At 69.5% G+C, this 26,862-nt stretch carries 25 protein-coding genes, 3 tRNA genes, 1 pseudogene and 1 riboswitch; of the genes and pseudogenes, 16 read left to right on the top strand and 13 right to left on the bottom strand.

Annotated features, from left to right (window positions below):
* Positions 1-33 precede the first annotated feature (33 nt).
* On the bottom strand, positions 34-855 hold the full coding sequence (gene nadE, locus AC3IPY_RS08785; RefSeq protein ID WP_489188058.1) for an NAD(+) synthase: 822 nt from the start codon (positions 853-855) through the stop codon (positions 34-36).
* A 135-nt stretch (positions 856-990) separates the two neighbouring features.
* Here nadE and AC3IPY_RS08780 point away from each other — a divergent pair, with 135 nt between their 5' ends.
* From AC3IPY_RS08780 to AC3IPY_RS08730, 11 genes and pseudogenes are all read left to right on the top strand, one after another.
* Positions 991-2,187, top strand: a complete 1,197-nt coding sequence (locus tag AC3IPY_RS08780; protein WP_489188057.1) for a cation:proton antiporter — start codon at positions 991-993, stop codon at positions 2,185-2,187.
* Positions 2,188-2,217: 30 nt separating this feature from the next.
* Positions 2,218-2,293 (top strand) — tRNA-Arg (locus AC3IPY_RS08775).
* 28 nt (positions 2,294-2,321) lie between these two features.
* A tRNA-Arg gene (locus AC3IPY_RS08770) sits at positions 2,322-2,390 on the top strand.
* A 557-nt stretch (positions 2,391-2,947) separates the two neighbouring features.
* On the top strand, positions 2,948-4,585 hold the full coding sequence (locus AC3IPY_RS08765) for an ABC transporter substrate-binding protein (RefSeq protein ID WP_489188055.1): 1,638 nt from the start codon (positions 2,948-2,950) through the stop codon (positions 4,583-4,585).
* Positions 4,563-5,579 carry an ABC transporter permease gene (locus AC3IPY_RS08760; protein ID WP_489188053.1) on the top strand — a complete coding sequence of 339 codons (1,017 nt, stop codon included), beginning with the start codon at positions 4,563-4,565 and terminating at the stop codon, positions 5,577-5,579. Before AC3IPY_RS08765 ends, AC3IPY_RS08760 begins: the two co-directional genes overlap by 23 nt.
* Complete coding sequence (locus AC3IPY_RS08755) at positions 5,576-6,436, top strand: ABC transporter permease (protein WP_489188051.1); 861 nt, start codon at positions 5,576-5,578, stop codon at positions 6,434-6,436. The genes AC3IPY_RS08760 and AC3IPY_RS08755 overlap by 4 nt, the downstream gene beginning before the upstream one ends.
* Entirely contained in the window at positions 6,433-8,154 is a 1,722-nt protein-coding gene (locus tag AC3IPY_RS08750; protein WP_489188050.1) for a dipeptide ABC transporter ATP-binding protein, read from the top strand. Before AC3IPY_RS08755 ends, AC3IPY_RS08750 begins: the two co-directional genes overlap by 4 nt.
* Positions 8,151-9,578, top strand: a complete 1,428-nt coding sequence (locus AC3IPY_RS08745) for an NtaA/DmoA family FMN-dependent monooxygenase (RefSeq protein WP_489188048.1) — start codon at positions 8,151-8,153, stop codon at positions 9,576-9,578. The genes AC3IPY_RS08750 and AC3IPY_RS08745 overlap by 4 nt, the downstream gene beginning before the upstream one ends.
* Positions 9,575-10,828, top strand: a complete 1,254-nt coding sequence (locus tag AC3IPY_RS08740) for an acyl-CoA dehydrogenase family protein (protein ID WP_489188047.1) — start codon at positions 9,575-9,577, stop codon at positions 10,826-10,828. The genes AC3IPY_RS08745 and AC3IPY_RS08740 overlap by 4 nt, the downstream gene beginning before the upstream one ends.
* Positions 10,825-12,240, top strand: a complete 1,416-nt coding sequence (locus tag AC3IPY_RS08735; protein WP_489188046.1) for an NtaA/DmoA family FMN-dependent monooxygenase — start codon at positions 10,825-10,827, stop codon at positions 12,238-12,240. The genes AC3IPY_RS08740 and AC3IPY_RS08735 overlap by 4 nt, the downstream gene beginning before the upstream one ends.
* Positions 12,241-12,286: 46 nt before the next feature.
* Positions 12,287-13,175: pseudogene (locus tag AC3IPY_RS08730) on the top strand (IS5 family transposase); the annotation flags it as partial.
* Between the two features lie 21 nt (positions 13,176-13,196).
* Here the strand turns inward: AC3IPY_RS08730 and AC3IPY_RS08725 are convergent.
* The 4 genes from AC3IPY_RS08725 to AC3IPY_RS08710 all read right to left on the bottom strand — a co-directional run bounded on the left by AC3IPY_RS08725 (position 13,197) and on the right by AC3IPY_RS08710 (position 15,407).
* Positions 13,197-13,841, bottom strand: a complete 645-nt coding sequence (locus AC3IPY_RS08725) for a hypothetical protein (protein ID WP_489186147.1) — start codon at positions 13,839-13,841, stop codon at positions 13,197-13,199.
* A gap of 48 nt (positions 13,842-13,889) precedes the next feature.
* Positions 13,890-14,666 carry an HAD family hydrolase gene (locus tag AC3IPY_RS08720; protein WP_489186146.1) on the bottom strand — a complete coding sequence of 259 codons (777 nt, stop codon included), beginning with the start codon at positions 14,664-14,666 and terminating at the stop codon, positions 13,890-13,892.
* Positions 14,667-14,874: 208 nt separating this feature from the next.
* On the bottom strand, positions 14,875-15,168 hold the full coding sequence (locus AC3IPY_RS08715; protein ID WP_489186145.1) for an STAS domain-containing protein: 294 nt from the start codon (positions 15,166-15,168) through the stop codon (positions 14,875-14,877).
* Positions 15,051-15,407, bottom strand: a complete 357-nt coding sequence (locus AC3IPY_RS08710; RefSeq protein ID WP_489188288.1) for a SulP family inorganic anion transporter — start codon at positions 15,405-15,407, stop codon at positions 15,051-15,053. The genes AC3IPY_RS08715 and AC3IPY_RS08710 overlap by 118 nt, the downstream gene beginning before the upstream one ends.
* On the opposite strand from AC3IPY_RS08710, the gene AC3IPY_RS08705 reads away from it, so the two are divergent.
* Entirely contained in the window at positions 15,352-15,480 is a 129-nt protein-coding gene (locus AC3IPY_RS08705; RefSeq protein ID WP_489188442.1) for a hypothetical protein, read from the top strand. The genes AC3IPY_RS08710 and AC3IPY_RS08705 overlap by 56 nt on opposite strands.
* 377 nt (positions 15,481-15,857) lie before the next feature.
* Here the strand turns inward: AC3IPY_RS08705 and AC3IPY_RS08700 are convergent, their stop codons facing one another.
* Positions 15,858-18,224, bottom strand: a complete 2,367-nt coding sequence (locus tag AC3IPY_RS08700; RefSeq protein WP_489186144.1) for a sulfatase-like hydrolase/transferase — start codon at positions 18,222-18,224, stop codon at positions 15,858-15,860.
* A gap of 348 nt (positions 18,225-18,572) precedes the next feature.
* Between AC3IPY_RS08700 and orn the strand changes: the two genes are divergently transcribed.
* From orn to AC3IPY_RS08680, 4 genes are all read left to right on the top strand, one after another.
* Positions 18,573-19,193 (top strand): oligoribonuclease, encoded by a 621-nt coding sequence (gene orn, locus AC3IPY_RS08695; protein WP_489188045.1) that lies wholly within the window; start codon positions 18,573-18,575, stop codon positions 19,191-19,193.
* Positions 19,194-19,236: 43 nt separating this feature from the next.
* Positions 19,237-19,312, top strand: a tRNA-His gene (locus AC3IPY_RS08690).
* Between the two features lie 63 nt (positions 19,313-19,375).
* Positions 19,376-19,726 carry a metallopeptidase family protein gene (locus AC3IPY_RS08685; RefSeq protein WP_489188287.1) on the top strand — a complete coding sequence of 117 codons (351 nt, stop codon included), beginning with the start codon at positions 19,376-19,378 and terminating at the stop codon, positions 19,724-19,726.
* Positions 19,727-19,750: 24 nt separating this feature from the next.
* The gene (locus AC3IPY_RS08680; protein ID WP_489188043.1) at positions 19,751-21,007 is read left to right on the top strand and encodes a serine hydrolase family protein; all 1,257 of its coding nucleotides are present in this window, start codon (positions 19,751-19,753) and stop codon (positions 21,005-21,007) included.
* 48 nt (positions 21,008-21,055) lie between these two features.
* Here AC3IPY_RS08680 and AC3IPY_RS08675 read toward each other — a convergent pair whose 3' ends face one another.
* The 7 genes from AC3IPY_RS08675 to AC3IPY_RS08645 form a co-directional block, all read right to left on the bottom strand.
* Positions 21,056-21,316, bottom strand: a complete 261-nt coding sequence (locus tag AC3IPY_RS08675) for a hypothetical protein (protein ID WP_489188042.1) — start codon at positions 21,314-21,316, stop codon at positions 21,056-21,058.
* A gap of 9 nt (positions 21,317-21,325) precedes the next feature.
* Positions 21,326-21,949: a nucleoside/nucleotide kinase family protein gene (locus AC3IPY_RS08670; protein WP_489188040.1), complete on the bottom strand. Its 624-nt coding sequence runs from the start codon at positions 21,947-21,949 to the stop codon at positions 21,326-21,328.
* A complete protein-coding gene (locus AC3IPY_RS08665) occupies positions 21,933-22,712 on the bottom strand; it encodes an energy-coupling factor transporter transmembrane component T family protein (protein ID WP_489188039.1) in 780 nt (259 codons plus the stop codon). The genes AC3IPY_RS08670 and AC3IPY_RS08665 overlap by 17 nt, the downstream gene beginning before the upstream one ends.
* Positions 22,709-24,232: an ABC transporter ATP-binding protein gene (locus tag AC3IPY_RS08660; RefSeq protein ID WP_489188037.1), complete on the bottom strand. Its 1,524-nt coding sequence runs from the start codon at positions 24,230-24,232 to the stop codon at positions 22,709-22,711. The genes AC3IPY_RS08665 and AC3IPY_RS08660 overlap by 4 nt, the downstream gene beginning before the upstream one ends.
* Before the next feature lies 1 nt (position 24,233).
* The gene (locus AC3IPY_RS08655; protein ID WP_489188036.1) at positions 24,234-24,881 is read right to left on the bottom strand and encodes an ECF transporter S component; all 648 of its coding nucleotides are present in this window, start codon (positions 24,879-24,881) and stop codon (positions 24,234-24,236) included.
* A 37-nt stretch (positions 24,882-24,918) separates the two neighbouring features.
* Positions 24,919-25,019, bottom strand: a riboswitch (TPP riboswitch).
* A gap of 84 nt (positions 25,020-25,103) precedes the next feature.
* Positions 25,104-25,436 carry a hypothetical protein gene (locus tag AC3IPY_RS08650; RefSeq protein ID WP_489188035.1) on the bottom strand — a complete coding sequence of 111 codons (333 nt, stop codon included), beginning with the start codon at positions 25,434-25,436 and terminating at the stop codon, positions 25,104-25,106.
* A 29-nt stretch (positions 25,437-25,465) separates the two neighbouring features.
* Positions 25,466-26,773: a DNA polymerase IV gene (locus AC3IPY_RS08645; protein ID WP_489188034.1), complete on the bottom strand. Its 1,308-nt coding sequence runs from the start codon at positions 26,771-26,773 to the stop codon at positions 25,466-25,468.
* Positions 26,774-26,862: the final 89 nt, after the last annotated feature.

Raw genomic sequence — 26,862 nt, 5'->3', positions numbered from 1 at the left:
GCATCACCGACGATGGCCGCGATGCGGCATCCGTCATCGCCACCACTCGTCGAACATCGACACGGGCACCGCTCGCTTGTGCCGGGTCGCCAGGAATCTCGCCTCGATGCGCTCCGCGATGCCGGCGTCGATCTGCTCGCCCTCGAGGAACGCGTCGATGTCGGCGTAGGAGAGCCCGAGGTTCGCCTCGTCGGCCTGCCCGGGGTCGCCGTCGAGCAGGTCGGCCGTCGGCACCTTGAGGGAGAGGCGCTCGGGCGCACCCAGGTGTTCGAGCAGGGCCCGTCCCTGGCGCTTCGTCAGTCCGGTCAGCGGGAGCACGTCGGCGCCGCCGTCGCCGAACTTCGTGAAGAAGCCCGTGACCGCCTCGGCCGCGTGATCGGTGCCGACGACGAGCAGGCCGTGCTCACCGGCCAGCGCGTACTGCGCGACCATGCGCATGCGCGCCTTCACGTTGCCCTTGCCGAAATCGCTGATCGGCGCACCGGTGGCATCGGCGAATTCCTCGGCGAGGCCGTCGACGCCGCGCTTGACGTTGAACTCGACGCGCTCGAGCGGGTCGATGAACTCGAGCGCGACCTCGGCATCGCCCGCATCGTGCTGGACGCCGTAGGGCAGGCGGACGGCGACGAACCGCGACGGATGCCCCTCGGCGACCAGTTCGGCGACCGCGAGCCGGCAGAGGCGCCCGGCGAGCGAGGAGTCCTGACCGCCGGAGATGCCGAGCACGAGGCCGGATGCGCCGGTCGCCCGCACGTAGTCCTTGAGGAAGTCGATGCGCGATCGCACCTCGGCGGCGGGATCGATGACCGACGTGACGTTGAGTTCGGCGATGATGCTCGCCTGGAGGTCTCGCATGCCACGACGATACCGCCCGCGTGTTTCGTCCCGGCTACGTGCCTCCTCCGTTTCGCGGCGCTGGGTTGGATACGATCATGCAGGCGTGCCGCACGCGCGCGGTATGGAGTTGACGTGGAAATCTCGACCGGGACGATGGTCCTCATCCCCCTGATCGCCGTCGCGGCGCCCCTCCTGGTGCGCGCGGTCGGGCACTGGGTCGCCGTGCCCCTCGTGGTGTTCGAGATCGTCCTCGGCATCCTCCTCGGCCCCGACGTGCTCGGCTGGATCCACCCCGACGACTTCGTCGAGGTGCTCTCGGAGCTCGGGCTCGCGATGCTGTTCTTCCTCGCGGGCAACGAGGTCGACTTCCGCGCGATCCGCGGGCGCCCGATGAAGCGCGCCGCCATCGGCTGGATCATCTCACTGGCGGCCGGGTTCGGCATCGCCGTGCTCTTCGCCCCCGACATCCCCGCGGCGGCGTTCATCGGCATCGCCCTGACCTCGACGGCGCTCGGCACGATCATGCCGATCCTGCGCGACTCCGGCGACCTCAAGACGCCGTTCGGCATCGCTGTCGTCGCGCTCGGCGCGATCGGCGAGTTCGGCCCGCTGCTGGCGATCTCGCTCTTCCTGACCGGACGCGCGCCCGGCACCGCCGCCATCGTCCTGCTGGGGTTCGCCGTCATCGCCGGCGTCGCGATCTTCCTCGCCGCGAAGGGGCGCGGCAAGCGCCTGCACGTCGTGATCACCGCGACGATGCACACGAGCGGCCAGTTCGGAGTGCGCCTCGTCGTGCTCATGCTGAGCGCCCTCGTGGCCCTCAGCATCGTGCTCGACCTCGACATGCTGCTCGGCGCGTTCACCGCGGGCGTGCTGTTCCGGGTGCTGCTCTCAGGCGCGCCGAAGCAGGACGTGCACACCCTGGAGACCAAGATCGAGGGCCTCGGTTATGGATTCCTCGTGCCGATCTTCTTCATCACCACGGGCGTCACGTTCGACCTGAAGGCGCTCGCGGAGCCGAGCACGCTCCTGCTCGTCCCGGTGTTCGTCGTGGCGCTGCTGGTCGTGCGCGGCCTCCCCTCGATGCTCGCCGCACCCGTCGGCGCAGACGCGCGAACCAGGATCGCCACCGCCCTCTTCGGCGCGACCGGGCTGCCCATCATCGTCGCCGTCACCGCGATCGGCGTCGACAGCGGCGACCTGACGACGGGCGCGGCGGCCGCGCTCGTGGGGGCCGGCATGATCACCGTGCTCGTGTTCCCGCTCGTCGCGCTCGCCATCCGCAAACGAGGTGCGGATGCCGCGACCCGGACTCACGAGGACACCACGGACGTTCCCATCGAGGGGTGACCCCGCAAAGCCGGTAAGCTTGGCGGGCCGGCCCCCGTAGCTCAGCGGATAGAGCAGCAGCCTTCTAATCTGTCGGTCGCAGGTTCGATTCCTGCCGGGGGCACCACAGATCGATACCACAGACACCGCGAGAAGGCCCCACCGGGTCGGGCAACAGCCTTCTCATCTGTCGGTCGCAGGTTCGATTCCTGCCGGGGGCACCACAGATCGATACCACAGACACCGCGAGAAGGCCCCACCGTATCGGGCAACAGCCTTCTCATCTGTCGGTCGCAGGTTCGATTCCTGCCGGGGGCACCACAGATCGATACCACAGACACCGCGAGAAGGCCCCACCGTATCGGGCAACAGCCTTCTCATCTGTCGGTCGCAGGTTCGATTCCTGCCGGGGGCACCACAGATCCACCCACGGGCCACAGGCCACAGGCCACAGGCCACAGGCCACAGGCCACAGGCCACAGGCCACAGGCCAATTCTGAAGGCCCCTTGTCGACCCGCGGCATCCACCCACCCGCGGGTTTCGCCGACCCCGCGGCATCCGCCCGCCGCACCTGAGCGGTGGGGTGATCGGCGCCGATGGCGACGCTCGTCGACGTGTCAAGCACGTTGCCCTCCATGACGCCGTCGAGCGACGCATGACTCGGGGAGACGATCCGTGACCCCGCGTAAACCGGCGTGACAGGGGGCGTGGCGGCGAGGTTGCGGCGGCGGGTAGCGTCGCCGCTCAACACCTCGCCCGCCATCCCCAGGAGCACGTCACATGACCAGACACCCCCGAGCACTCATCACGCTCGCCGCCGGCACCGCCGCGGTCGCCCTCGCCCTCAGCGGCTGCGCGGCTGCGAGCGAGCCCACCGGAAGCGGTGAGCGCGTCGACGGCGGCACCATCGTCTACGCCCACCAGCAGGAGCCGGCCTGCGTGTTCGGCGGCTGGATCGAGCAGGCCTACCTCAGTTACAACGTGCTCGACAGCCTCGTCTCGCTCGACGACGACCACCAGGTGGTCCCGTGGCTCGCCGAGTCGTGGGGTACCAGCGACGACGGCCTGCAGTGGACGTTCGACCTGAAGCCCGACGTGAAGTTCACCGACGGGTCCGACCTCACGGCCGAGGTCGTCGCATACAACTTCGACTACTGGCTGAACGGCGGCAACAGCACGGCGTTCGCCTGGTTGGGCGGCTACTACGAGTCCGCGACGGCGCTGGACGACCTCACCGTGCAGATCACGCTCTCGAGCCCGTACCCGCGCCTCGCCGACAACCTCACGCAGGGATACTTCGGCATCCAGTCGAAGCAGGCGCTGGAGACCCGCACCGACGAGGAGAACTGCGCCGCTCCGATCGGCTCGGGCGCGTTCGTCGTCGATCACTGGGACCGCGGACAGGAGATCGTCCTCACTCGCAATGAGGACTACACGTCACCGCCCGCGAACGCCGAGCACACCGGCCCCGCCTACGTCGACGAGGTCGTCTGGAAGTTCGTCGCCGACGCGACGACGCGCGTGGCCGCACTGAAGAGCGGAGAGGTCGACGCCGTCTACGACGTGCCCGCCGTGCAATGGAAGGCGACCGGCGACGCCGGGTTCGAACTGCTGAAGTACGTCACCCCCGGCCGTCCGCAGCAGCTCACCTTCAACACCGCGCAGGGCGTCTTCACCGACGAGAAGGTGCGGCAGGCCTTCGCCTACGCCATCGACCGCGAGCAGATCGTCGAGTCCATCGGCCAGGGCGTGATCCCCTACGAGGGCAACGGCGGCGTCAGCCAGACCACTCCCGGCTACAGCCAGAAGGCGGCGGACTGGTACAGCCAGGACGTGGACAAGGCGGCCGAACTGCTCGACGAGGCCGGCTGGACCGGGGAGGACGCCGACGGTACCCGCACGAAGGACGGCGAGCCGCTCCAGGTGACGCTGCCGTACTTCGCCGGCTCTATCATCAACGCCGACGGCGCGTCCATCCTCCAAGGCGTGCAGGAGCAGGCCGCGAAGGCCGGGTTCAAGGTCGACCTCATCCCGGTGCCGCAGGCCGAGGCCTTCTCGGGTGCCTACAGCCAGCCCGACGAGCGCGACATCTACCCCGGATACTGGACTGCGGTCACCAGCGGCATCCTGCAGATCAACTGGGGCGCCGGGACCGACGGCAATCCGAACAACTGGAACGCGTCGTTCACCGACTACCCCGAACTGCAGGCCATCATCCTCGAGGCGAACTCCGAGCCCGATGTCGACGCGCAGAACGCGCTGTACGAGCAGGCGCAGGAGTACATCGCCGAGCACGCGCTCGCCATCGGCGTCTACGACCGGCTCTCCACGCTGGCCGTCTCGCCCGAGCTCCAGGGCGTGTGGCAGGAGAACGCACAGGGAGGACCGACCTTCTATGACGCTCACTTCGTTCAGTGAGACCGATGCCTCGGTGCTCGGCCCCGGGGCCGGCGCACCGGGGCGTGGGCCGGCAACGCTGAGACTCGTCATCGGGAAGGCGATCGGCGCCGTCCTCGTGCTGTTCGGCGCCGCCACCGCGGCCTTCTTCGCCCAGGCATCGCTGCCGGGCGACCGGGCGACGGTGATCCTCAACATCCGCGCCGGGCAGGCGATCGCACGCACGCCCGAGGAGCTCGCGCCGATCAACGCCGAGTACCACCTGCACGATCCGCTCATCGTGCAGTACCTGACCTACCTCAAGGGACTCGTGGTCGGCGACCTCGGCCTGTCGTACCAGCAGCACCGGCCGGTGATCGCGATCATCGCCGACCAGCTGGGGGCGACGATCGTGCTCACGCTCGCGGCGCTCGTGTTCGCGTGGATCATCATGGTGATCTGGGTCACGCTCACAGCCGGTCGCGGTCCCGCGGTGAGCGCCCTCGGCGGCTTCTTCGACACGACCGCGGCGGGCCTCCCCCATTACTGGCTCGGCATCATCCTGCTGCTCGTGTTCGCCCTCACGCTGGGGTGGTTCCCCGTGATCGGCGGCACGGGTCCGGTGGGCATCATCCTGCCGGCCCTGACCCTCGCGATCCCGCTTGCCGGCTTCCTCGGGCAGGCGACGCGCACGGAGTTCGAGCGCGCGCTCGACTCGCCGTTCGTGCTGAGCGCGCGGATGCGGGGCATGGGCGACGTGGCGATCCGCCTGCGGCACGTGCTTCGGCACGCGGTGCTGCCCGCCGTGACGCTCTCGGGATGGGCGCTCGGCGCCACCATCTCGGGCGCGGTCGTGGTCGAGGCGGTGTTCGCTCGCCCCGGAATCGGTCAAGTGCTCGTGACGGCCGTGAGCAGCCAGGACATGCCGGTCGTGATCGGCATCGTCATGCTCGTCGCCGCCTTCTACGTGCTCGCCAACCTGCTCGTCGACATCGCCTACGCACTCATCGACCCGCGCCTGAGGAGGGCATCATGACCGCGACCGATGCACCATCCCTCGCGCAGCCCACGACGTCGGCCAGGCTGCGCAGGCAGCCGTGGGATCTGTACGTCGCGATCGCCGCGACCTCGGTCTTCGCGCTCGCGGCCCTGTGGCCCGACGCGCTGGCGACCCAGGGCGCGTTCAGCATGGATCTGGCGAACACGCTGCAGCCGCCGTCGGCGGCGCACTGGTTCGGCACCGACGAGGCCGGCCGCGACCTCTACTCGCGCGTGATCCACGGAACGGCCGCATCGCTCGGCATCGGCATCGGCGCCGCGGCGGTGAGCCTCACGCTCGCGGTGGTGCTCGGCGCGCTCGCCGCCCTCGGCAACCGCGCCACCTCGGCGGGCGTCGGCTGGCTGCTCGAAGTGGCGTTCGCCTTCCCGGCGCTGCTGCTCTCGCTCCTGCTGATCGCGGTGCTCGGCCCGTCGATCCTCACGCTCATCCTCGCGGTCGGCATCGGCACCGCGCCGGGCTACGCACGCATGGTGCGCGGCCAGATCCTCGGCGCCAAGGACTCGCCGTACGTCGAGGCCGCGATCGCGCTGGGCCATTCGCGCGGCCGCATCCTGCGGCAGCACATCCTGCCGAACTCGCTGCGTCCGCTCGTGGCCGTGTTCGCGCTCTCGATCGGCCAGTCGATCGTGTGGGCGTCGAGCCTGTCGTTCCTGGGCCTCGGCATCGCTCCGCCTGCACCGGAGTGGGGTGCACTGCTCGACGCGGGACGCGCCTACATCACGGTGGCCGGCTGGCTCACGGTGATCCCAGGCGTCGTGATCGTACTGCTCGCGCTGACCACGACGACCCTCGGACGCCACCTGCAGTCGTTCCTCGAGAAGGGGGAGAAATGATGAGCACCATCGAGACGGAGGTCGCCGGCCGCGATCTCGCATCCGCGATCGACGGGCTGCCCGCCTTCCGGCCTCGCCTGACCGTCGAGGGTCTGTCGGTCGGATTCGCCACCGGCGAGGGATACCGGTCGATCGTGCGGGAGGTCTCCTTCGACCTGCATCCCGGTCAGTGCGTGGCGATCGTCGGCGAGTCGGGTTCGGGCAAGTCGGTGACGGCACGCAGCCTCGTCGGGCTCGCCGGGCGCGGCGCACGGGTCGAAGCCGACGCCGTCACCCTGCACGGCCGGGATGTGCGCGCGCTCACGTCGCGGCAGTGGCGCGAGATCCGCGGCAAGGAGGTCGGGTTCATCCTGCAGGACGCCCTCGTCAGCCTCGATCCGCTGCGACCCGTCGGCGCCGAGATCGAGGAGGGCCTGCGCCTGCACGGCTGGGGCAACCGACGAGCGCGCGCGAAGAAGGTCGTCGAACTGCTCGCCTCCGTCGGCGTGCCGAACCCCGAGCTGCGCGCCCGGCAGCGGCCCGACCAGCTCTCGGGCGGGTTGCGCCAGCGTGCCCTGATCGCCTCGGCCATAGCGCTCGACCCCGACGTGATCATCGCCGATGAGCCGACGACGGCGCTCGACGTCACGGTGCAGGCGCAGGTGCTCGAACTACTCGAGGCGTCCAAGCGTCGGGGCGCCTCGATCATCCTCATCAGCCACGATCTCTCGGTGGTCGCGCAATTGGCCGACCACATCCTCGTGATGCAGCACGGACGCGTGGTCGAGCAGGGCGCGGCGGCCCGACTGCTGGGCGATCCGCAAGAGGAGTACACGAGAGCGCTCATCTCGGCGGTGCCGAGCGAGGACACGCGCGGCTCGGCCCTCAGCCTCGGCGGAGAACGCCTGCTGGCCGAGGCCCCGCCCGCGCCCGAGGTGCTCGACGAGGTGGTGATCGAGGCCCGCGACCTCGTCCGGCGCTTCCGCGCGCCCGATGGTTCGGCCACCACGGCCGTGGGCGGCGTCTCCTTCGACCTGCACCGCGGCGAGACCCTTGGCATCGTCGGCGAGTCCGGCTCGGGCAAGAGCACGACCGGGCGCATCGCGCTGGCCCTCGAACGAGCGGATGCGGGCAGCGTCACCCTGCTCGGCCGGCCGTGGTCGGGGATTCCCGAGTCCGAGCGGCGCGGGCTTCGCTCGCGCATCTCCGTGGTGTCGCAGGATCCCCTGTCGAGCTTCGACCCCCGCTGGAACGTCGAGCGCATCCTGCTCGACGCCCTGTCCAGGCGGGCCTTCCCGACGGCAGCCGCTCGTGCAGAGCGCATCCGGGAACTCCTCGACCAGGTCGGCCTGTCGCACGCCGTCCTGGGGCGCTTCCCGCTCCGGCTCTCGGGCGGACAGCGCCAACGGGTCGCCATCGCACGCGCCCTCGCCGAAGCACCCGACATCATCGTGCTCGACGAGGCCGTCTCGGCGCTCGACGTGACCATCCAGGCGCAGATCCTCGACCTGCTCGTCGTCCTGCAGCGACGGTTCGGCCTCAGCTATCTCTTCATCTCGCACGACCTCGGCGTCATCGCGCATCTCTGCCACCGTGTGCTCGTGATGAAGGACGGCGTCGTCGTCGAATCCGGCACACCCGACGAGATCTTCCATCGCCCGCAGCAGCCGTACACCCGTCAACTCATCGAATCCATCCCGGCATTCGAACCGAACCGCATCCAGGAGAAGACCGCATGACCGTCCCGCTGCACTTCAACGCCTTCGTCATGAACACGAACTCGCACATCCATCACGGCCAGTGGCGCCGCCCCGATGCCGGCCAGGTCGACTTCGACGACGTGCAGGTCTGGATCGACCTCGCCAAGAAGCTCGAGGAGGCGAAGTTCGATGCGCTGTTCTTCGCGGACGTCACCGGCGTCTACGGCGACGCCGACGCGGACTTCGACGTCTACATCCGCGAGGGCCTCCAGATCCCCTCGAACGACCCGATCCCGCTCGTCGCGGCCCTGGCCGTGCACACCGAGCGCATCGGGCTGGCGCTGACCTCGAACGTGGCGCAGAGCCACCCCTACCAGTTCGCCCGCCAGGTCTCGACGCTCGACCACATCTCGAAGGGTCGGGTCGCCTGGAACATCGTCACCGGACTGCAGGACAACGGCGCCAGGAACTTCGGGTACCCGCGCCTGACCGATCACACCGAGCGCTACGCATGGGCCGACGAGTACGTCGACGTCGCCTACAAGCTCTGGGAGGGGTCCTGGGACGAGGGCGCGCTCCTGAAGGATCGCGAGCGCGGCCTCTACTCCGACCCGTCGAAGATCCACAAGATCAACCACGTCTCCGAGCGGTACTCGGTGCAGGGACCGCACCTGCCCTCGCCGTCGCCCCAGCGCACCCCGGTGCTCTACCAGGCGGGCTCGTCCTCGTCGGGTCGAGCGTTCGCCGCCAAGCACGCCGAGGCGACCTTCATCATCGCGCCCACCCCTGCGCTCGCGAAGGAGCTCATCGACGACACCCGCCGCCAGGCCGTCGAGGCGGGGCGGCGGCCCGAGGACATCACGTTCTACCAGGGGCTGTCGTTCGTGATCGGCGACACCGAGGAGGAGGCCTGGGCCAAGGCGGCGGAGTACGAGAAGTACGTCTCGATCGACGGATACCTCGCCCACTCCGCCCTCGTCGACAAGACCGGTCGCGCCTACGACCCCGACACCCCGCTCAAGGATGTCGACACGAACACCGCGAAGGGCTTCGGCGAGTGGGTCTCCAAGGCCATCACCGATCGAGAACCGCTCGTGCGCGACGTCGCCCTGCTCATCTCCCGCTCGACCCGCATCGTCGGCACCCCCGAGCAGATCGCGGACGCGCTCGTCGGGTGGCAGGAGGCCGGCGTCGACGGCATCAACGTCATCAACTGGGTGATCCCCGGCTCGTTCATCGAGTTCGCGGAGAAGGTGCTGCCCGTGCTGCGGGCCCGCGGTCTCGCCCAAGAGGACTACGGCCAGGGCGCGACGCTGCGCGAGCGGCTCTTCGGCGCGCCGCGCCTGAACGATCGGCACCCGGCAGCCAAGTACCGCGGCGCGTTCGGCCCTCGAGCGGATGTCGCCTCCGAGGAGTCGACGACGGTCGAGACGGATGCCACGACGCCGGCGGTGATCGGATGAGCGCGTCGCCGACCGCCGTGACGCCCGGCCCAGCACGACCCGGCGCGCGTCTGGGCGGCATCCATGCCGCACGCGCCCGCCTCGCCCCCGTCTTCGCTCGGATCGCCGCGGACGCGCTCGCCCACGAACGGGAGCGCACGCTGCCCTTCGGGCTGACGTCCGAGCTCGCCGCCGCGGGCTTCGGTGCGCTGCGCGTCCCGGCCGACCTCGGCGGCGCCGGCCTGAGCTTCGCCGAGTTCTTCGAGCTGCTCGTCGAGCTCGGCGCCGCGGACTCCAACCAACCGCAGGCATGGCGCAACCACATCGCGTTCGTCGAGGACCGGCTCGCCGGCGAACGCGCGTTCGACCGGCTGTGGCTCGAGCGGATCGCGGCCGGCGCCGTCATCGGCGGCGCGTGGTCGGAGGTCGGCACGACGAACCTGTTGAGCGCCGACACCCGGCTCGAGCGCGTCGACGGTCGGCTGCGGCTGACCGGGGCGAAGTACTACAGCACCGGCTCGATCTTCGCCGACTGGCTGAGCGTGTTCGCGCTGGACGAGCTCGGGGAGGCCGTGCTCGTCGTGGTCGACGCCCGTGCCAGGGGCGTCGAACTCCTCGACGACTGGTCGGGATTCGGCCAGCGCACCACCGGCAGCGGGACGACGAGGTTCCACGCCGTCTCCGTCGACGACGACGATGTGCTGCCGTTCACCGAGCGCTTCGTCTCCCAGGAGGCGGTCTACCAACTGGTGCTGCTCGCGGCGCTCGCGGGCGTCGCCCGCTCGGCACGCGATGAACTCGTGGCAGCCGTGCTGCGCCGCATCCGCTCGTATCCGCATGGACTCGCCGAGCAGCCGCGGGCCGACGCACAGGTGCAGGCCGTCGTCGGGCGCGTCGCGGCACGCGCGGCCTCAGCCGAGGCATCCGTCGCCCGCGCCGCCGCAGTGCTCGATGCCGTGACGGCCGCGACCGAGGACGCGCGCGAGGAGGCCGCGCGACGCGCCGCCATCGCGGTCTACGAGGCGCAGCTGGTGGTGGCCGATGCCGCGCTCGAGGCGTCGACCATCCTCTTCGACGCGCTCGGGTCCTCGGGCGTCGAGCGGGAGGTCGGCCTCGACCGCCATTGGCGCAACGCCCGCACCCTGGTCTCGCACAACCCGCGCATCTACAAGGAGCGCATCATCGGCGACTGGTACCTCAACGGCACCGATCCCCTGCACGTGTTCGCCGGCGCGGATCGCGCCCCCATCGAAGCCGGAGCAACCGCATGACCGACCCGAAGCCGCTGATCCTGAACCTCTTCGAGATGGCCTGCATCAGCCACATCTCGCACGGCTTGTGGCCGCTGCCCGGCAACAACCGGCACCGGTTCGACGAGCTCTCCTACTGGACCGAGCTGGCGGAGATCCTCGAGGACGGCGGGTTCGACGCCGTCTTCCTCGCCGACGTCATCGGCGCCTACGACGTCTTCCGCGACGGGCCCGAGACCGCACTGCGCGAGGGACTGCAGAGCCCGAACCTCGACCCGCTGCTGCTCGTCCCGGCCATGGCCGCCGTCACGAAGCGGCTCGGGTTCGGCGTCACGTTCTCGACCACGTACGAACCGCCGTTCGCGTTCGCCAGGCGCGCGTCGACGCTCGACCACCTCACCAAGGGCCGTTTCGGCTGGAACATCGTCACCAGCTACCTGCCGAACGCCGCACGCAACTTCGGCCTCGAAGGGGAGATCCCGCACGATCGTCGCTACGAGCTCGCCGACGAGTACCTCGACGTGCTCTACAAGCTGTGGGAGGGCTCGTGGGACGACGACGCGCTCGTCTACGACCGCGAACGCCGCATCGCGACCGATCCGGCCAAGGTCAGGTACATCGACCATGTGGGCGAGGCCCATCGCGTCGCGGGCCCGCACATCGTGCACCCGTCGGTGCAGCGCACGCCCGTGCTCTTCCAGGCGACCGGGTCGCCCGCGGGCACCGCCTTCGCCGGCCGGCACGCCGAGCTCGTCTTCACCGGCGGCCGCACGACCGAGGAGTTCCATCGCAACAAGCGTTCGATGCAGGATGCCGCGGTCGCGAACGGGCGGTCCGCCGATGACGTGAAGTTCATCGCGAGCGCCGTCGTCGTGGTGGGCCGCACCGAGGAGGAGGCCGCCGACAAGTGGCGGCTCTACGAGCAGCACGCGAGCATCGACGGATACCTCGCGCATGCGAGCCTCCCGGTCGACCTGACCCGCCTGCCGCGCGACCTCACGGTGCGCGAGGCGATCCAACGCTCCGGCCGGCCGCTCGAGCGCGCGTCCATGCTCCCCCTCGACGTCACGGTGGGAACCCTGCTCGAGAGCCTCCGCGGCGGGCGACGCGAGCGCTTCCACGTCGTCGGCACCCCGACGGTGGTCGCCGACGAGATCGAGCGCTGGCTCGACGAGGACGGCATCGACGGCATCAACCTGCGACAGTTCCACTCCTTCGGCACGGCGCAGGACTTCGCCGAGCTCGTCGTGCCCGAACTGCGCCGCCGCGGCCGGCTGCCCGAGCGCGAGGCGACCTCGCTGCGCGATCGGCTCTTCGGCCGCGGCGACCGGTTGCCCGACACCCACGCGGCGGCGAGGTACCGAGGCGGCGCGAACCTCTCGTCGTCCCCCGAACCGCTGCGGTTCGAGCCTCGGGGCACGGATGCCGCCTAGGGCATGTCTGACAAATGGTCCGAGGTGGATCTGAGATTGTTGGTGTGTGTCGCGGTTTCAGTTGCTTTCGGATCTTCAGTGGTCGTTGATCGAGGAGTTGTTGCCTCGTCCGACGCGGCGGAAGGGGCGGCCGTTCTCGGACGCCCGCTCGATGGTCGAGGGCATCATCTACCGGTACCGGTGCGGGATCGCGTGGCGTGATCTGCCCGAGGTGTTCGGGCCGTGGCAGACCGTGTGGACCTGGCATCGCCGCCTGGCCGGTGACGGGACGTGGGACACGGTCCTGGGCCGTCTGCTGTCGACTGCGGACGCTGTCGGCGCGGTGGACTGGTCGATCTCGGTCGACTCGACCATCGCCCGCGCGCACCAGCACGCGACGAACATCACACGCCTCACAGGGGGCTTCGTCGAATTACACGAATCCCGCCGTCGAGCCGCCTGATCACGCGGTCGGGCGCTCCCGGGGCGGCTTGTCCACGAAGATCCACCAGCTCGTCGACGGCAACGGGCTCCCGCTCGTCGTGCTGTGCACGCCCGGGCAGGCCGGCGACTCGCCCATGCTCGTCCAGCTGCTCGAGCGGCTGCGCATCGATCGGGTTGGGCCGGGCCGGCCGCGCACGACGCCCGACGCGCTGCGCGGTGACAAGGCATACTCCTCACGTGCGACCCGAGCACTCCTGCGATCGCGTGGCATCACCGCGGTCATCCCGGAGCCGGCCGACCAGCAAGGGCATCGGAAACGACGCGGGTCACGAGGCGGCCGACCCCCGCAGTTCGACCCCGTCGATTATCGAGGTCGCAACGTCATCGAGCGCCGCTTCTGCCACGTCAAGCAATGGCGCGGGCTCGCGACGCGCTACGACAAACTCGCCATCGTCTACCGCGCGGCCGCGGTCCTGAACGCCATCATCGCCTGGGCGCGGCATTTGTCAGATCCGCGCACACACGCTACTTCGTCACGGCAGAGGCCAGTGCCTGAGCTCTGTGCGGGCAGTGCCGTTGTTGCCCAGTTGGAACATCGCGATTCCCGTCGGGTGGAAGGTGAATGCTTCAAACGGCTCGGCCTCGAATGACTTCAGATCGTCGAGTTTGCCTTCGCCGATCGTGACGTGGGCAAGATAGTGCTCGCCACTGTGCGCCGGTACGTAGGTCTCGACGTAGTCCAGCGTGTCCTGATTGATGTCGGGCTCGGCATCGGTGGTCACGTAGGCGTCGGCTGTGCCGTGCTCGCCTGTGAACGGACGGATCGCGGTGATGAGTTGGGTCTGGAGGTCGAGCAACGCGGGGCTCGGCTTCACGAGGAGTCCGGCCAGGCCGACTCCGGGGGCTGCAGCCAGTTCCATGTGCGCGATCTTGACGGCGGACAGCTCGAGCGTCGCGACGGAGAGGCCGGCGAGCGACGCTTCGACCGCGGCGGCGACATCGTCGAGGTGATCCGTTTTGACGTATCGCTGCAGGAGTGTGAAATGGGGTGTGTGGTTCGCATCGAGTCTGAAGCCGTCGGGAACGCTCTGGATCAGTCGTGCATTCCATGATGTGGCGTGTGCGGTCATCGTCTCGTCCGGGAGGACGAGGATGTCGATGGCGGTGAGATCGCCCATGGCGAACATCCTCTCGTGTGGGTGGTTGTGGGTCCGTGCGCGACGTGCTCAGTCTCGGCCGAAGACGGTGTTCCAGTCGTTCTTCATGCTGACGATGGTCCAGCCCTGGTCCTTCGCAGCAGCGACCGACCGCTCGGCGGCGGTGTCGTAGCCGAACTCACGGTCGGGGTCGTCGTGGACGACCAGCATTGCGAACGTCGCAGACTCCAGCATCTCGATATCGACATCCGCGTTGCCGCCGGCGAACGCGGGAAGGCGGCCGGTGTGCGCGAAGATGTGCTCAGGCTTGCCGGGGCCCAGAGCCAAACCCCCGAGCGCGGCGTCACCACGTTGGATCTGACCATCCTTGTACTCGTACGTCGGGGCGGTGCCGATCACATGTTCCCGAGGGATGCTCCACGCCGACTCGGCGATCGCCCGCATGAACTCCCGACCGCCGCCTGAGCACACGAACACCCGGAAGTCGTTGGCCTTCAGCAGGTCGAACAGTTCGAGCATCGGCTTGTACACGAGCTCCGGGTACGGCACGCCGAACCGCTCGGACTTCTGCTCGGCGAAGTACTGTCCGACCTCGGCTTCGAACTGCGCCGGAGTCTTCCCCAGCCAGGTCCTCGCGAGTGCCTGCTCGAGGGACTGGATTGCGTCCGGCTGCTGTTGTCCGACCGCCGCGAAGTACGACGAATCGCGTGCGAGGACCGCTTTGTACGGTTCTTCCTGCGCAAGTGCGGGGTCCTCGATCGCGGCCTTCGCGAACGCGCGGAAGATGAAATCGAGCTGGACGGGAAGCGGCTGCTCGATCCAGAGCGTGCCGTCGTTGTCGAACACCGCGATGCGATCGGCCGGGTCGATGAATCCGCCACCCGGCGACACGGCGTCCGCGATGAATCGTTCGACAGCGCGGCGCGCCTCACCGTCGTTCCAACTCGGAAGCTGATCTGACATTGCTGGTCCCCCATCTGGTTTCGTGAGCTGCGCGGTCGCGTGCTCGGTGTGGTCGTGGTCTCCCTCGCGAAAGTCCGGTTCGCCCCCAAAGTCACTCATGCGATGTGGCCTTCTCCGCCTGGAAGGCCTCGACCGCGTCGTCGACCGTCTGGTAGATGTGCGCATTGTCGAAGTGATCGAGCACTCTGAGGGCCTTCAGCACGTGGTTCAGGGTCGGGTCGACGTTGGCGAGTGCGAAGGTCCGCTTCTCGGCGTGGAGGGAGGCGATCAGCCCTTCCAGGTTAACGCTCGCCGAGTAGTCGATGTCTCCGATCGAGGAGCAGTCCAGGACCAGCCACCGGACGGGTGTCGGCGCCGTGTCGATGAGTTCCTGGATGCGGTCCACGAGAGGACTCCGCAGACGAGCGCGACGAGGCTGGTGTAGGCCACCCACTCCGCGGAGTTGGGTGTGAGGCTGGCGATCCCGAGACTGGCGAGTCCGGCTGCCAGGATCGCCGCAGTCGCCGAATCCGCGCCGACCACGAGCAGCCGCGACGAGCCGAGTAGCGCGAACACGAGCGTCGGGAAGATGATCGTGTACAAGCCGGTGATCACCGGCGTCTGCGCGATCGAGGTGTACCCCATCACCTCCGGCACCGCGATCGCCGCGAGGGTGATGCCGGCGATGACATCACCCGACAGCCATGACGGCTTGTAGTGACGGATCCACCGAGGAACAACACGAGAAGCGACCGACATCTCGGCCCCCTTCCTCACCAAACGCACCCCCCGCACCGCCATACGGGGTGCCGCACTCCATCGCAACGCGACGAGATGCTGTGGAACGTATCGGCTTCGCCGCCCGGCGGCATCGCACGAAAGGGGTGATAACGAGGGTGGGCTGCGGCCATACGCCCGACACCTCAACTCTCAAGCTTCATGATGACCTGAGCTTCCTCTGGCCGTGATCCCCAGCCTGCTCACCGTCGCCCGCGTCGAACGAACAAACGGGGACGGATGCCTCGACTTCACGTTGCGGCATCCGCCCCCGTTGTCGTGCCCTGGGCGGGCGCGTGCCCTGCCTGCGGCTTCGCCCTACTGCCGCGCCATGGCGATGCGCATGCGCTCTTCCGGGTCGACGAGGTGGTCGTGATCGTCGTCGCCGAGATCGATCTGCACCCACTGGATCTTGCCGGTGAACCGGCTCGATTCGACGGAGTAGTCGGGACTGACCGGTGTTCCGGACTCGTAGCCCACGTCGGTGGTCTCGTCGGCGGAGAAGACCATTGCCTGGGTGGCACCGACTCGACCCGTGCCGACGGCGGTGCCGTCGTAGTAGAGCGTGACATCCCCGCCCTTGGCGAGCCCGCCGCCGTCGTACGCGAACTCCATGCGCACTTGGTGCGTGCCCGCCGGGATCGCCGTGTCGGCCTCGGTCGCGAACTCCTGGATGCCGAGCACGTTGTAGACGAACTTCGCCTTGCCCCCAGTGACGTAGACGCTCCATCCGCCGAACCGGCCGCCCTGGGCGATGATCACGCCCTCAGCGCCGCCCTCGGGCACCTCGACCTCAGCGGTGACCGAGAACGACTTGTTCTTGATGCTCACGACGCTGTTCTCGGAGAGCCGGCCCATCCCGGCGAAGAACAACTGGGAGTTCCCGTGAATGAGGGTCGGCCGGCCCGCGATGTCGGCGTTGAGGCGGTCGGCAGTGCGGTCGTCGATCGGGAGCACGTTGTACTTGACCGCCTCGATCAGCCAGAGCCGTTGCAGTTCGTGCAAGCGGTCGGGCTGCTCGGCCGAGAGGTCGCGGGCCTGGCTGAAATCGGTGCTGCCGTCGTAGAGCTCCCACACGTCGTCGTCGAACGCGACCATCGTGCCGCCGACCATGACCCAGGGGGTGCGGTGCTTGGTCACCGCGCTCCAGCCCTTGTAGTAGACGCCGCGGTTGCCGAACATCTCGAAGTACTGCAGGTCGTGGCGTTCGGCGGCGCCGGCGTCATCGAACGTGTACAGCATGCTCGTGCCCTCGATGGGCGACTGCTGCACTCCGTTGACCATCGTGGGCTCTGGCAGCCCCGCCGCCTCGAGGATCGTGGGCGCCACATCGATGCAGTGGGTGAACTGTGAGCGCAGTCCGCCTTGCTCCGTGATGCCGTTCGGCCAGTGCACGATCGTGCCGTTGCGGGTGCCGCCCCAGTGCGAGGCGACCTGCTTGGTCCACTGGAACGGGGCATCCATCGCCCACGCCCATCCGACCGCGTAGTGGTTGTACGAGCTCGGCGACCCGAGCTCGTCGAGCTTCGAGAGCATGAATTCGGGCGTCTCGAGCGCGGCCATGCCGTTGAAGTTGGCCATCTCGTTGAAGGCGCCGTTCACAGTGCCCTCGGCCGACGCCCCGTTGTCGCCGATGATGTAGTAGATGATCGTGTTGTCGAGCACCCCGAGGTCTTCGATCGCGTCGATCACGCGCCCGACGTGGTGGTCGGTGTGCTCCAGGAACCCTGCGTACACCTCCATTTGCCGCTCGAGCACGGGCTTGAGCTCGGCGGGCATGTCGTCCCACGCGGGGATTTCGTCGTGCCGCGGGGTCAGCTCGGCGTCGGCCGGAATGGCCCCGAGCTCCTTCTGCCGCGCGAACGTCTTCTCGCGCTGCGCGTCCCAGCCGTCGGCGAACTTGCCGGCGTACTTGTCTGCCCACTCCTTGGGCACGTGGTGCGGCGCATGCGTCGCGCCCGGTGCGAAGTACACGAAGAACGGCTTCTCGGGCATCAGCGCCTTCTGCGTCCGGATCCAGCTGACCGCGTGATCGGCGAGGTCCTCGGTGAGGTGGTAGCCCTCCTCGGCCGTCGCCGGAGGCTCGACCGGCGTCGTGCCGTTGTAGAGCGCGGGCTCCCACTGGTTGTTCTCCCCGCCGATGAAGCCGTAGAACGTCTCGAACCCGCCACCGCCAGACGGCCAGGCGTCGAACGGCCCCATCGGCGACGACTGCCACACCGGAACCTCATGGCACTTGCCGAACTGCGCCGTCGAGTACCCGTTCAGCTTCAGCGTCATCGCAAGCGGCGCCTTCGTGTTCGGCTTCAGCGAGCTGTTGCCCGGTGCCGAGGTAGCCGTCTCGGTGATGCTGCCCATGCCGACCGAGTGATGGTTGCGACCGCTGAGCATCGCCGCTCGCGTCGGCGCGCACAGGGCGGTCGTGTGGAAGCGGTTGTACTTCAGGCCGCCCGCGGCGAGCTTCTCGGCGTTCGGGGTGTTGCATGGGCCGCCGAAGGCGCTCGACGCGCCGAACCCCACATCGTCGAGCAGCACGATCAGCACGTTCGGCGCGCCCTCGGGCGGGAGCAGCGGCTCGATCGGCGGATACGCCGTGTCGGGATCCTTGGCGTCGTAGGTCGTCAGACCCGGCGCCGGCCGGTCGGGAATCGGAAGCATCGTGCGGGCGTGACGGTCAGGTTTCATTGTGGTTCCCCCAGTTTGGACGTTGCTGATCGGCAACCTACTCCCGGAGAGCCCGATACCGCGAGGGTCACATCAGGAGAGCGTGTTCGGCACGCACCGCGATCGCCGGCCTGAGGCAGCCGAAGCCAGCGTGGACGGAGTACGAACCATCGATGCGCCGACCGGGACGGCATCATCGTCTTGGACCGACACGGCGAGAATCAGATCGTGGTCACGCCCGCGCAAACCGACGTGGCGTTTGTCAGACACGCCCTAGCCGCGTTCGCCGTCCGGCGAGGTCCGGCCGCACGGTGAGCCGCGGAACGGCCGCACCCGGTCATGTCCGAGCGCACCGGTAGACTCGCGGGCATGGCAACCGCGAGCGACCGACTGGTCTGGATCGACTGTGAGATGACCGGCCTCGACCTCGAGGTCGACGAACTCGTGGAGATCGCCGTCGTGATCACCGACTACGACCTCAATCCCGTCGACGAGGGTCTCGACATCGTGATCCGGCCCGACGCGAGCGCACTCGAGAACATGGGCGACTTCGTCCGCGGCATGCACACGACGTCTGGCCTGATCGAAGAGATCCCGAACGGCGTGAGCGTCGCCGACGCCGAGTACCAGGTGCTCGAATACGTGCTGAAGCACGTGCCCGACGAGCAGAAGGCCCCGCTCGCGGGCAACTCGATCGGCACCGACCGGGCGTTCCTCGCCAAGTACATGCCGCGCCTCGACGGTCACCTGCACTACCGCAACGTCGACGTGTCCTCCATCAAAGAGCTCGCACGTCGCTGGTACCCGCGTGCGTACTTCCAGTCGCCGGCCAAGAACGGCGGTCACCGGGCCCTCGCCGACATCCTCGAGTCCATTCGCGAGTTGCAGTACTACCGTCGGGCGGTGTTCGTGGCCGACCCCGGCCCCACGAGCGCCGAGCTCCAAGAGATCGCAGCCACCGTGGTGAACGAGTTCGACGCCAAGGTGTAGTAAGCTCTTCGAGTTGCCTGATCACGCAGTGATGGGGCGCATGGTGGGTATAGCTCAGTTGGTAGAGCGCCTGGTTGTGGTCCAGGAGGTCGCGGGTTCAAGCCCCGTTACTCACCCCAAGTCTGGTTCAAATCTCAGGGCCGATCGAAGGTCGGCGCCGTTCGACGTTCAGTCAGGGACACATCGTGCAACTCGACGCCGAAGCCTTCGAAGCCCTGGTCGTCGATGAGCTCGACCGGTTGCCCGACGAGATGATCGACGGCCTCGAGAACGTCGTGTTCGTCGTCGAGGACCGCCCTGAAGACGGATCGCTCGACCTGCTCGGTCTCTACGACGGATTCGCGCTCACCGAACGCGACCGGTACGGCATGGGCGAGATGCCCGACCGCATCATCCTGTACCGCGAGCCGCTGCTGGCGATCTGCGCCGACGAAGACGAGCTCCGCGACGAGGTCCACGTCACGCTCGTGCACGAGATCGCCCACTTCTACGGCATCGACGACGACCGGCTGCACGAGTTGGGCTGGGCGTGACGCGCGCCCGGTTACGCTGATTCCATGCGCTCCCCCGCCCGCGTGATCGGCATCATCGTCGGTTCCCTCGTCATCCTCGGCCTCGGCCTCTACGCCCCCGCGATGCTGCTCGGCCCCCTTCCGGCGGTCACGGTCCGCACGAACCCCGACGCGGTCGCCATGCCCGAGACCGCCCCGCTCGCCCTCCCCGAGCAGGGCTCGAGCGCGCTGGCTCTGGCGGCGGCCGACGGCACGAGCACGGTGCTCGCGACGGCCGGAGCTGCCGAATCCGTCCCCATGGGCGGCGCGGCCAAGCTCGTCACGCTGCTGGTCACGCTCGACTCGCTGCCGTTGCCCGACCCGGGCGACGGGGTCGGCCCGATGATCAAGATCGGCCCCGACGACTACACGAACTACCTGAAGTACGTCGCCGAAGACACCCGCACCCTGCAGGTCTCCCCCGGTGATTCCTGGTCCGAGCGCGACGTGGTGCGCGCCGTGCTGCTGACCTCGAGCAACAACCACGCCGACACGCTCGTGCGCTGGGCCTTCGGCGGCACCGATGCGTACGCCAAGGCGGCCAACGCCTGGCTCGTCGATCACGGGTTCGCCGAGACGCACGTCGACGATGCGACCGGGCTCTCGGGCGACAACGTCAGCACGGCGAGCGAGGTCGCCGCGCTTGCCTCGCTCGCGCTTTCCGACCCCGCCATCGCTGCGATCCTCGACGACCCCGGCAAGGCTCCGCTGGGCGCACACTCGACGCCCGACCTCGTCGACCGCGATTCCGACGACGACGTCCGAGAGGTCACCCGCGGCTACACCGACCAGGCCGGCCTCTCCTCGGTCTTCACGACCGCGATGCCCGATGCCGCCGACGGTGAGGCGCAGCGCCTCGTCGGCGTCATGCTGACGATGCCCGACTACGAGACGCTCGACCCGGCGATCGAGGCCGCGGTGGCGTCCGCCACCGAGGCATCCGCACCGGTGACCGTCATCGCCGAGGGCACGGCGTACGCCGCGGCCGAGTCGGCTTGGGGCGACACCGCCGATGTCGTCGCCACCGTCAGTCGAGCGGATGCCCCGTGGGGTTCGAAGCTCGGCAGCGCCGACGTGAGCGTGGAGCCGTTCAGCACCTCGTCCGATGCGAGGGACGTCGGCCGCGTCACCGTCTCGACCGGTGCGGACACCGTTTCCTCGCCCCTGCGGCTCACGAAGGCCATCAGCGACCCGGGCCCGATCTGGCGCCTCACGCACCCCTTCCCCGTCATCGGCGCCTTCATCGAGGCGCAGGGCGACTGAGCGCGCTGCGCACGGCGGCGCCCGACTGCAGCGCCGACCGAGCGTACGTCAGTCGTTGTCGTTCTCGTCGAACGTGACGGGATCCGAGTCGCCGGCGTCGAACCGGAAGGCCGCGCGGAGTTCGCCGTCGAGCTCGCGACGCTCGACGAGGTCGTACCAGAAGACCGATTCGACCCCGTCGATCGCGGCGATCGCGGCCAGACGCGACTCGGGTTCGCCGGCGACGAGCGAACGATGCTCGACCTGACCTTTGAGCGGTCCGTCGAGGTATTCGACGACATATGAGTCTGAGGTTGCTTCGGCTGCCATGACCCCACGCTAGCCCTCGAGGCCCCGCTCCGCATCGGCCGACGCGCGAACTCGCACGCCCGCCGACCGTCGGGGCTCGCACCGTCGAACGTACGCCCGCCACTGGCGGTCCCAGATCTCCCAGTAGGCGTCGTAGGCCCCGCCGTCGCGATCGAGCGCACGACGCCGCCGCACGTCGTCGGGCGCGTCGACCCAGATCCTGATCGCGGGCACGGTCGGCGGGGCGACGGCGAATGCACCGCAGCCCTCGACGAGCAGCGCGGTTCCGGGCCGCACGGAGGTCTCCGCACCCGGCGCGTCAGCGGCCCAATCCCAACGTCGGTACCACGCGGGCCCACCTCGTCGCCACGGCGCGATGAGCGAATGCGCGAGCACGCGGCCGGCCCGCTCGAGGCCGTACCACCCGGGATACACGTCGTCGAGGCGAACCAGCGTCGGCGGAGGGCCCGGCCACGCGGCCACGAGCGCGTCGGCGAGGGTCGACTTGCCCGCGCCGCTCGGCCCGTCGACGAGCACGAGCGGGCGTCGGATGCCTCGAACCCGCGTGCGGATCTCCGCGGTCGCCGAGGCGTGGCCGATCGAGGCCGGGCACCCGTGCGTCACCGCGCCTGGGGCATCAGGACCAGATGACATTCCAGCTCCCGGTGAGCACCGCGACCGTCGCCGAGAGGACGGCCACGAGGCATCCGACGCCGATCACGATCCACTCCGTGCCGCCGAAGTGCGCCTGCCTCGCCCACGTGCGTTCGCCCTCGGCACCGAAGCCGCGAGCCTCCATCGCCGTCGCGAGGATGCCGCCGCGCCGGATGGAGAGCACGAGCAGCGAGAACGCCTGGCCCAGCGTTCGGCGGATGAGCCCGGTGTCGCCGACGCCGCGCGCACGGCGCGCGAGGTTGAGCGTGCGCCAGTCGTCGATCGCCGATCCGACGAGCCGCAGCGCCGCCAGCGCACCGAGGACGAACCTCGAGGGGAGCTTCAAGGTCTGCGCGAGCCCGTCGGCGAGGTCGGTCGGATCGATCGTCAGGAAGAGCACGACCGCGGGCAGCGCGATCGCGATGACCCGCACGGTCGTCGCGATGCCGATCTGCACCGACCCCTCGGTCACGTGGATGACGCCGAAGTCCCACAGCGTCGCACCCGACGGTGACCCGTAGAGCACCATGCTGATGCCCGTCAGCGGTGCGGCGATCCAGATCGGCAGCGTGCGCGGCGACCAGAGCACACTGCCGAGGCCCACGACCGTGAAGATGAGCAGCTCGCAGGCGATCGCCACGCTCGCCGACACGATGTCGAGCGTGAGGATCAGCACGATGCTGAGCGGAACCGTCGCCGCGACCTTCGCGACGGGGTTCACCTGCGCCAACGGCAGCCCGGGCCGAACGCTCGCGATGCTCATGCGCGTGCACCTCGTGCGCCGCGCTCGGGCGCCGGGCCGTCGGCCGAGTCCGCGTGTGCGAGCTCGAAGCGCTGATCGGCAACGGTCTCGACGAAGGCCTCGTCGTGCGTGACCGCGACGATGCCGACGCCGTCGTCGCGGAGCCCGACGAGCAGTCTCGCGAGCTCGCGCCAGGTCGTGGCATCCTGCCCGAAGGTCGGCTCGTCGAGCACGAGCAGTCGCGGCCGGGTCGCGATGGCCGTCGCCACCGACAGTCGGCGCTTCTCCCCGCCCGAGAGCGTGAACGGGTTGGCGCCCGCGAGGTGCTCGAGCCGGAGCGCGCTCAGCAGCTCGTCGACCCGCGCGCGGCGCTCGGACTCGGAGAGCTTGAGCGCTCGCGGCCCGACCTCGAGCTCGGCCCGCACCGATCCGGTGAGGAACTGGTGCTCGGGACTCTGGAAGACGGTGCCGATGCGCGCCAGCAGGTCGCGCGACCGCCAGCGCCAGGGCTCGGGCCGCAGACCTGAGGCCAGGGTCTCGGATGCCTCGAGCCGGCCGTCGAGCGGAGTCAGGAGGCCCGCCAGGGTCAGCGCCAAGGTCGACTTGCCGACGCCGTTCGGGCCCGAGATCGCGAGGATCCGGCTGGAGTCGGCAGTGAGGTCGATGCCGTCGCGAACCGGTGCGCCAGGGCTGCGCCCGATCGTGAGCGCCTCGCCGGAGAGCAGGGGCGACCCCCCGCTCGTCGGCACCGGTGCGCGCCACGGCAGGTTGTCGGGCAACCAGACGCCGCCGTCGCGGAGCGCCGACCGCTGCGACGCCAGCACCTCGCCGGGGTCCCCGTCGGCGAGCACGCCGCCCGCACCGCCGCCGCCGAGCACCACCACGCGATCGACGACCGGAAGCCACACCGACACACGATGCTCGATGACGACGAGGGTCGCCCCGGTCTCGTCGGCGACGCGGGCGACCGCGTCGCGCACGTCTCGCACGCCCTCGGGGTCGAGGTTCGCGGTCGGCTCGTCGAGCAGGATGAGGCCCGGTCGCATCGCGAGCACGCCCGCGAGCGCGAGCCGCTGACGCTGCCCGCCTGAGAGCTCGGCGGTCGAGTGCTCGAGCGGCAGGTCGAGGCCGACGGCCGCGAGTGCCCGTCTCACGCGCGGCCAGATCTCCTCGCGGCGAACGGCGAGGTTCTCGAGCCCGAAGGCGACGTCGTCGCCGACGCGGGCCATGACGACCTGCGCATCGGGGTCCTGCAGCACGAGGCCCGACCGCCCGCGCGCGGCCGACGGTCGCCCACCGTCGACGAGCAGCTCGCCGAGCGCCTCGCCGTCTTCGTCGCCGCCGAGCACGCCGGCGATGCCGTGCAGCAGGGTCGACTTTCCGGCACCCGAGGCGCCGAGGAGCAGCACGCGCTCCCCGGGACGGATGTCGAGGTCGAGCCCCTGCACCGCGGCCGACCGGCGTCCGGCGTGCCGCCAGCCCCAACCACGGGCCGAGATCGCAGCCGGTGCCGTGCGCGCGATGGATTCGCCGCCCGACACGTCAGACCACCCGGTGCTCGCGCCCGGATGCGAATCGATCGAGCGCCCCTGCGCGTGCCAGACCGCGCACGGCGAGCCACGAGAGGCCGCCGGCGATGACCGCTCCGCCGAGCACCGCGGAGACCGTGTAGACGGTCGCGAACAGCGGTGCGGCGCCCGCGTAGTAGAGCACGAGGTCGTTGATGGCCATCGCGAGCCCGGCGGCGGCACCGGCCAGCAGTGCTGCCGGGAACCGCCAGTAGCGGTAGAGGAAGATCGCGAAGACGAGTTCGGCGCCGAGGCCCTGCACGAGTCCGGACTCGATCGTCAGCAGGCCGCCCCACTGGCTGCCGATGAGCGCCGAGACGATCGCCGCGACGAGCTCGGTGTAGAGCGCGGCACCCGGCTTGCGGATGATGAGGCCGCCGAGCACGCCGGCGATGACCCACAGGGCCGCCGGTGCTGCCTGGAGTCCGGGAAGCAGCGCCTCGATGGGTGCCGAGATCGGCCCCCAGATCACGCCCCAGGCCCAGAAGACCACGCCGACGGCGACGCCGACGACGCTCGCGACGACGATGTCGACGACCCGCCAGCGCAGGTTCGGACGCTCGGGGCGTGCAGAGGTGATGGATGCCGCGGATGCGGCCGGTGACGTTGATGATGCGTGCACGTGTCGTGCCCTCTCTCTCGATGAAAGTGGCACGGGTAATGAGATGCGAATGCCTCCCTGCGCTGGCATGACCCAGATCAGGTTCGACGGTCGAAGGTTGAGGACCTTCCTCTCAGCCCGGCTCACCGGACTCCCGTGTTCGAGATCAGCGTACACGCAGACGATCCCTCACGTTCACCGGAGGCGCAATGAGGCGAGTCGGAGGGAGACGGATGCCCCGGCTCAGCGCTTGAGCGCGCGGATGACCGACTTCAGGGCGTGGCCGACGACGAAGATGAACGGCGTCGCGACGAGGACGAGCCCGATGATGTTCGGCTCGAACCTCACACGCCCCGCTTCGCCGACGTAGGCGCCGAGCGGCACCGAGAGACCTCCTCCGCCGCCACCGCTGCCCTGGAGCTCTTCGCCCGTGCCGCCGCTGCCGGCGCCGAAGCCGTAGTAGCCGAGGGCCACCGGCACGACTTTGACGCCGTCGATGTCGATGGTCTCGCCGTAGGCGGTCTTCACGCCCACGCCGGCGACGGTGTCTGCAAGGTCCAGCACGAGTTCAGCCATGTGGCCACGCTACCCGCGCGGGCCTCGGGCTACCAGCCCCACGCCGCGGCGTTCGGATCGAACGGCTCCTCGGGCTGCGGACCGCGCCGCTGTTCGCGCTGCTCCGCCCGGCGCTGATCGCGGTCGCGCTCGCGCTGCACGAGTGCCGCCGGTCGCACCGCGTCGCGCCCGAACCGGGCCGTCACCTGATCGATCGTGCGCTCGGCGTCGCGCCACTCTTCGTCAGGATCCCAGAGCATCGCGCCCGTGCCGGACTCGCGGAGGTTCTCGGCGCGCACGCCGATGAGTCGCACGCGCGCGCCATCGCCGATGAGGCCCTCGAGCGCCTCGGACGCCTCGTCGTAGATGCGCCGCGCGACATCGGTCGGCTCGGCGAGGGTGCGGGACCGGGTCAGCGTGCGGAAGTCGCCGTACCGGAGCTTCAGCGACACGGTGCGCGCGACGAGCCCGGCCTTGCGCAGGCGCACGGCGACGTTGCCCGAGAGCTGCAGCAGTTCGCGGCGGATCACGATCGGGTCGGTCAGGTCGTGACCGAACGTCTGCTCGTGCCCGATGCTGCGCTCGGTGCGGGTCGTGTGCACCTCGCGCGGATCGTCGCCGGCGGCGAGGCGCGCGAGTCGGCCCGCGAGGGCGGGTCCGACGGCTCGGACCAGGGCGTCGGACGGCATCGACGCGACGTCGCCGATGGTGCGGAGCCCGATGCGCGCCAGCGTCTCTTCGGTGACCCTGCCCACGCCCCAGAGCGCCGAGACCGGGAGCGGATGCAGGAACGCGACCGTCTCGTGCGCCGGAACCACGAGCATGCCGTCGGGCTTGGCCCGGCTCGAGGCGACCTTCGCGACGTACTTGGTGGCGGCGACCCCGATGGAGCAGGTGAGCCCGGTCTCGCGCTGCACGCGGTCGCGGATGGTCCACGCGATCTCGGCGGGCGTGCCGTGCAGTCGCCTGGCGCCCGAGACGTCGAGGAACGCCTCGTCGATCGAGAGCGGCTCGACGAGCGGGGTGATCTGCTCGAAGATGTGCATCACCCGCTTGGAGTACTCGGAGTACGCCGGATAGTTGCCGCGCAGCACGATCGCGTTGGGACACCGCTGCAGCGCGACCGACATGGGCATGGCCGAGTTCACGCCGTAGCGGCGGGCCTCGTAGCTCGCGGCCGCCACGACCCCCCGACCTGCCGTGCCGCCGACGAGCACCGGCTTGCCCCTGAGCTCCGGCCGGGAGAGCAGCTCGACCGAGACGAAGAACGCGTCCATGTCGACGTGCAGGATCGGGGTCGCCGAATCGTCGACCGGCCCCGTGGTGACCTGCCTCGACGAGCCGTCCTGCTTGCTCACGTTGCGACCCTACGCCACGCCACCGTCATCGGTCGCCGCCCCCGAACGCCGCGCAGGACCTCGACGCGGAGTTCGCCGGGCGGATGCCG

This window comes from Agromyces sp. GL_144 (assembly GCF_057834305.1).
Note: the sequence above shows the minus strand (reverse complement) of the source record. Positions and strands in the feature narration are given on the sequence as shown.

Bases quoted from the DNA above. Each gene is read 5' to 3' on its own strand.
- AC3IPY_RS08705 (WP_489188442.1), top strand. From the start codon at position 15,352: ATGATCGTGTACAAGCCGGTGATCACCGGCGTCTGCGCGATCGAGGTG.
- AC3IPY_RS08755 (WP_489188051.1), top strand. From the start codon at position 5,576: ATGACCGCGACCGATGCACCATCCCTCGCGCAGCCCACGACGTCGGCC.
- AC3IPY_RS08665 (WP_489188039.1), bottom strand. From the start codon at position 22,712: ATGAGCATCGCGAGCGTTCGGCCCGGGCTGCCGTTGGCGCAGGTGAAC.
- AC3IPY_RS08765 (WP_489188055.1), top strand. From the start codon at position 2,948: ATGACCAGACACCCCCGAGCACTCATCACGCTCGCCGCCGGCACCGCC.
- AC3IPY_RS08780 (WP_489188057.1), top strand. From the start codon at position 991: ATGGTCCTCATCCCCCTGATCGCCGTCGCGGCGCCCCTCCTGGTGCGC.
- AC3IPY_RS08760 (WP_489188053.1), top strand. From the start codon at position 4,563: ATGACGCTCACTTCGTTCAGTGAGACCGATGCCTCGGTGCTCGGCCCC.
- AC3IPY_RS08750 (WP_489188050.1), top strand. From the start codon at position 6,433: ATGATGAGCACCATCGAGACGGAGGTCGCCGGCCGCGATCTCGCATCC.
- orn (WP_489188045.1), top strand. From the start codon at position 18,573: ATGGCAACCGCGAGCGACCGACTGGTCTGGATCGACTGTGAGATGACC.
- AC3IPY_RS08735 (WP_489188046.1), top strand. From the start codon at position 10,825: ATGACCGACCCGAAGCCGCTGATCCTGAACCTCTTCGAGATGGCCTGC.
- AC3IPY_RS08675 (WP_489188042.1), bottom strand. From the start codon at position 21,316: ATGGCAGCCGAAGCAACCTCAGACTCATATGTCGTCGAATACCTCGAC.
- AC3IPY_RS08710 (WP_489188288.1), bottom strand. From the start codon at position 15,407: ATGGGGTACACCTCGATCGCGCAGACGCCGGTGATCACCGGCTTGTAC.
- AC3IPY_RS08680 (WP_489188043.1), top strand. From the start codon at position 19,751: ATGCGCTCCCCCGCCCGCGTGATCGGCATCATCGTCGGTTCCCTCGTC.
- AC3IPY_RS08725 (WP_489186147.1), bottom strand. From the start codon at position 13,841: ATGGGCGATCTCACCGCCATCGACATCCTCGTCCTCCCGGACGAGACG.
- AC3IPY_RS08700 (WP_489186144.1), bottom strand. From the start codon at position 18,224: ATGAAACCTGACCGTCACGCCCGCACGATGCTTCCGATTCCCGACCGG.
- AC3IPY_RS08670 (WP_489188040.1), bottom strand. From the start codon at position 21,949: ATGTCATCTGGTCCTGATGCCCCAGGCGCGGTGACGCACGGGTGCCCG.
- AC3IPY_RS08740 (WP_489188047.1), top strand. From the start codon at position 9,575: ATGAGCGCGTCGCCGACCGCCGTGACGCCCGGCCCAGCACGACCCGGC.
- AC3IPY_RS08650 (WP_489188035.1), bottom strand. From the start codon at position 25,436: ATGGCTGAACTCGTGCTGGACCTTGCAGACACCGTCGCCGGCGTGGGC.
- AC3IPY_RS08745 (WP_489188048.1), top strand. From the start codon at position 8,151: ATGACCGTCCCGCTGCACTTCAACGCCTTCGTCATGAACACGAACTCG.
- nadE (WP_489188058.1), bottom strand. From the start codon at position 855: ATGCGAGACCTCCAGGCGAGCATCATCGCCGAACTCAACGTCACGTCG.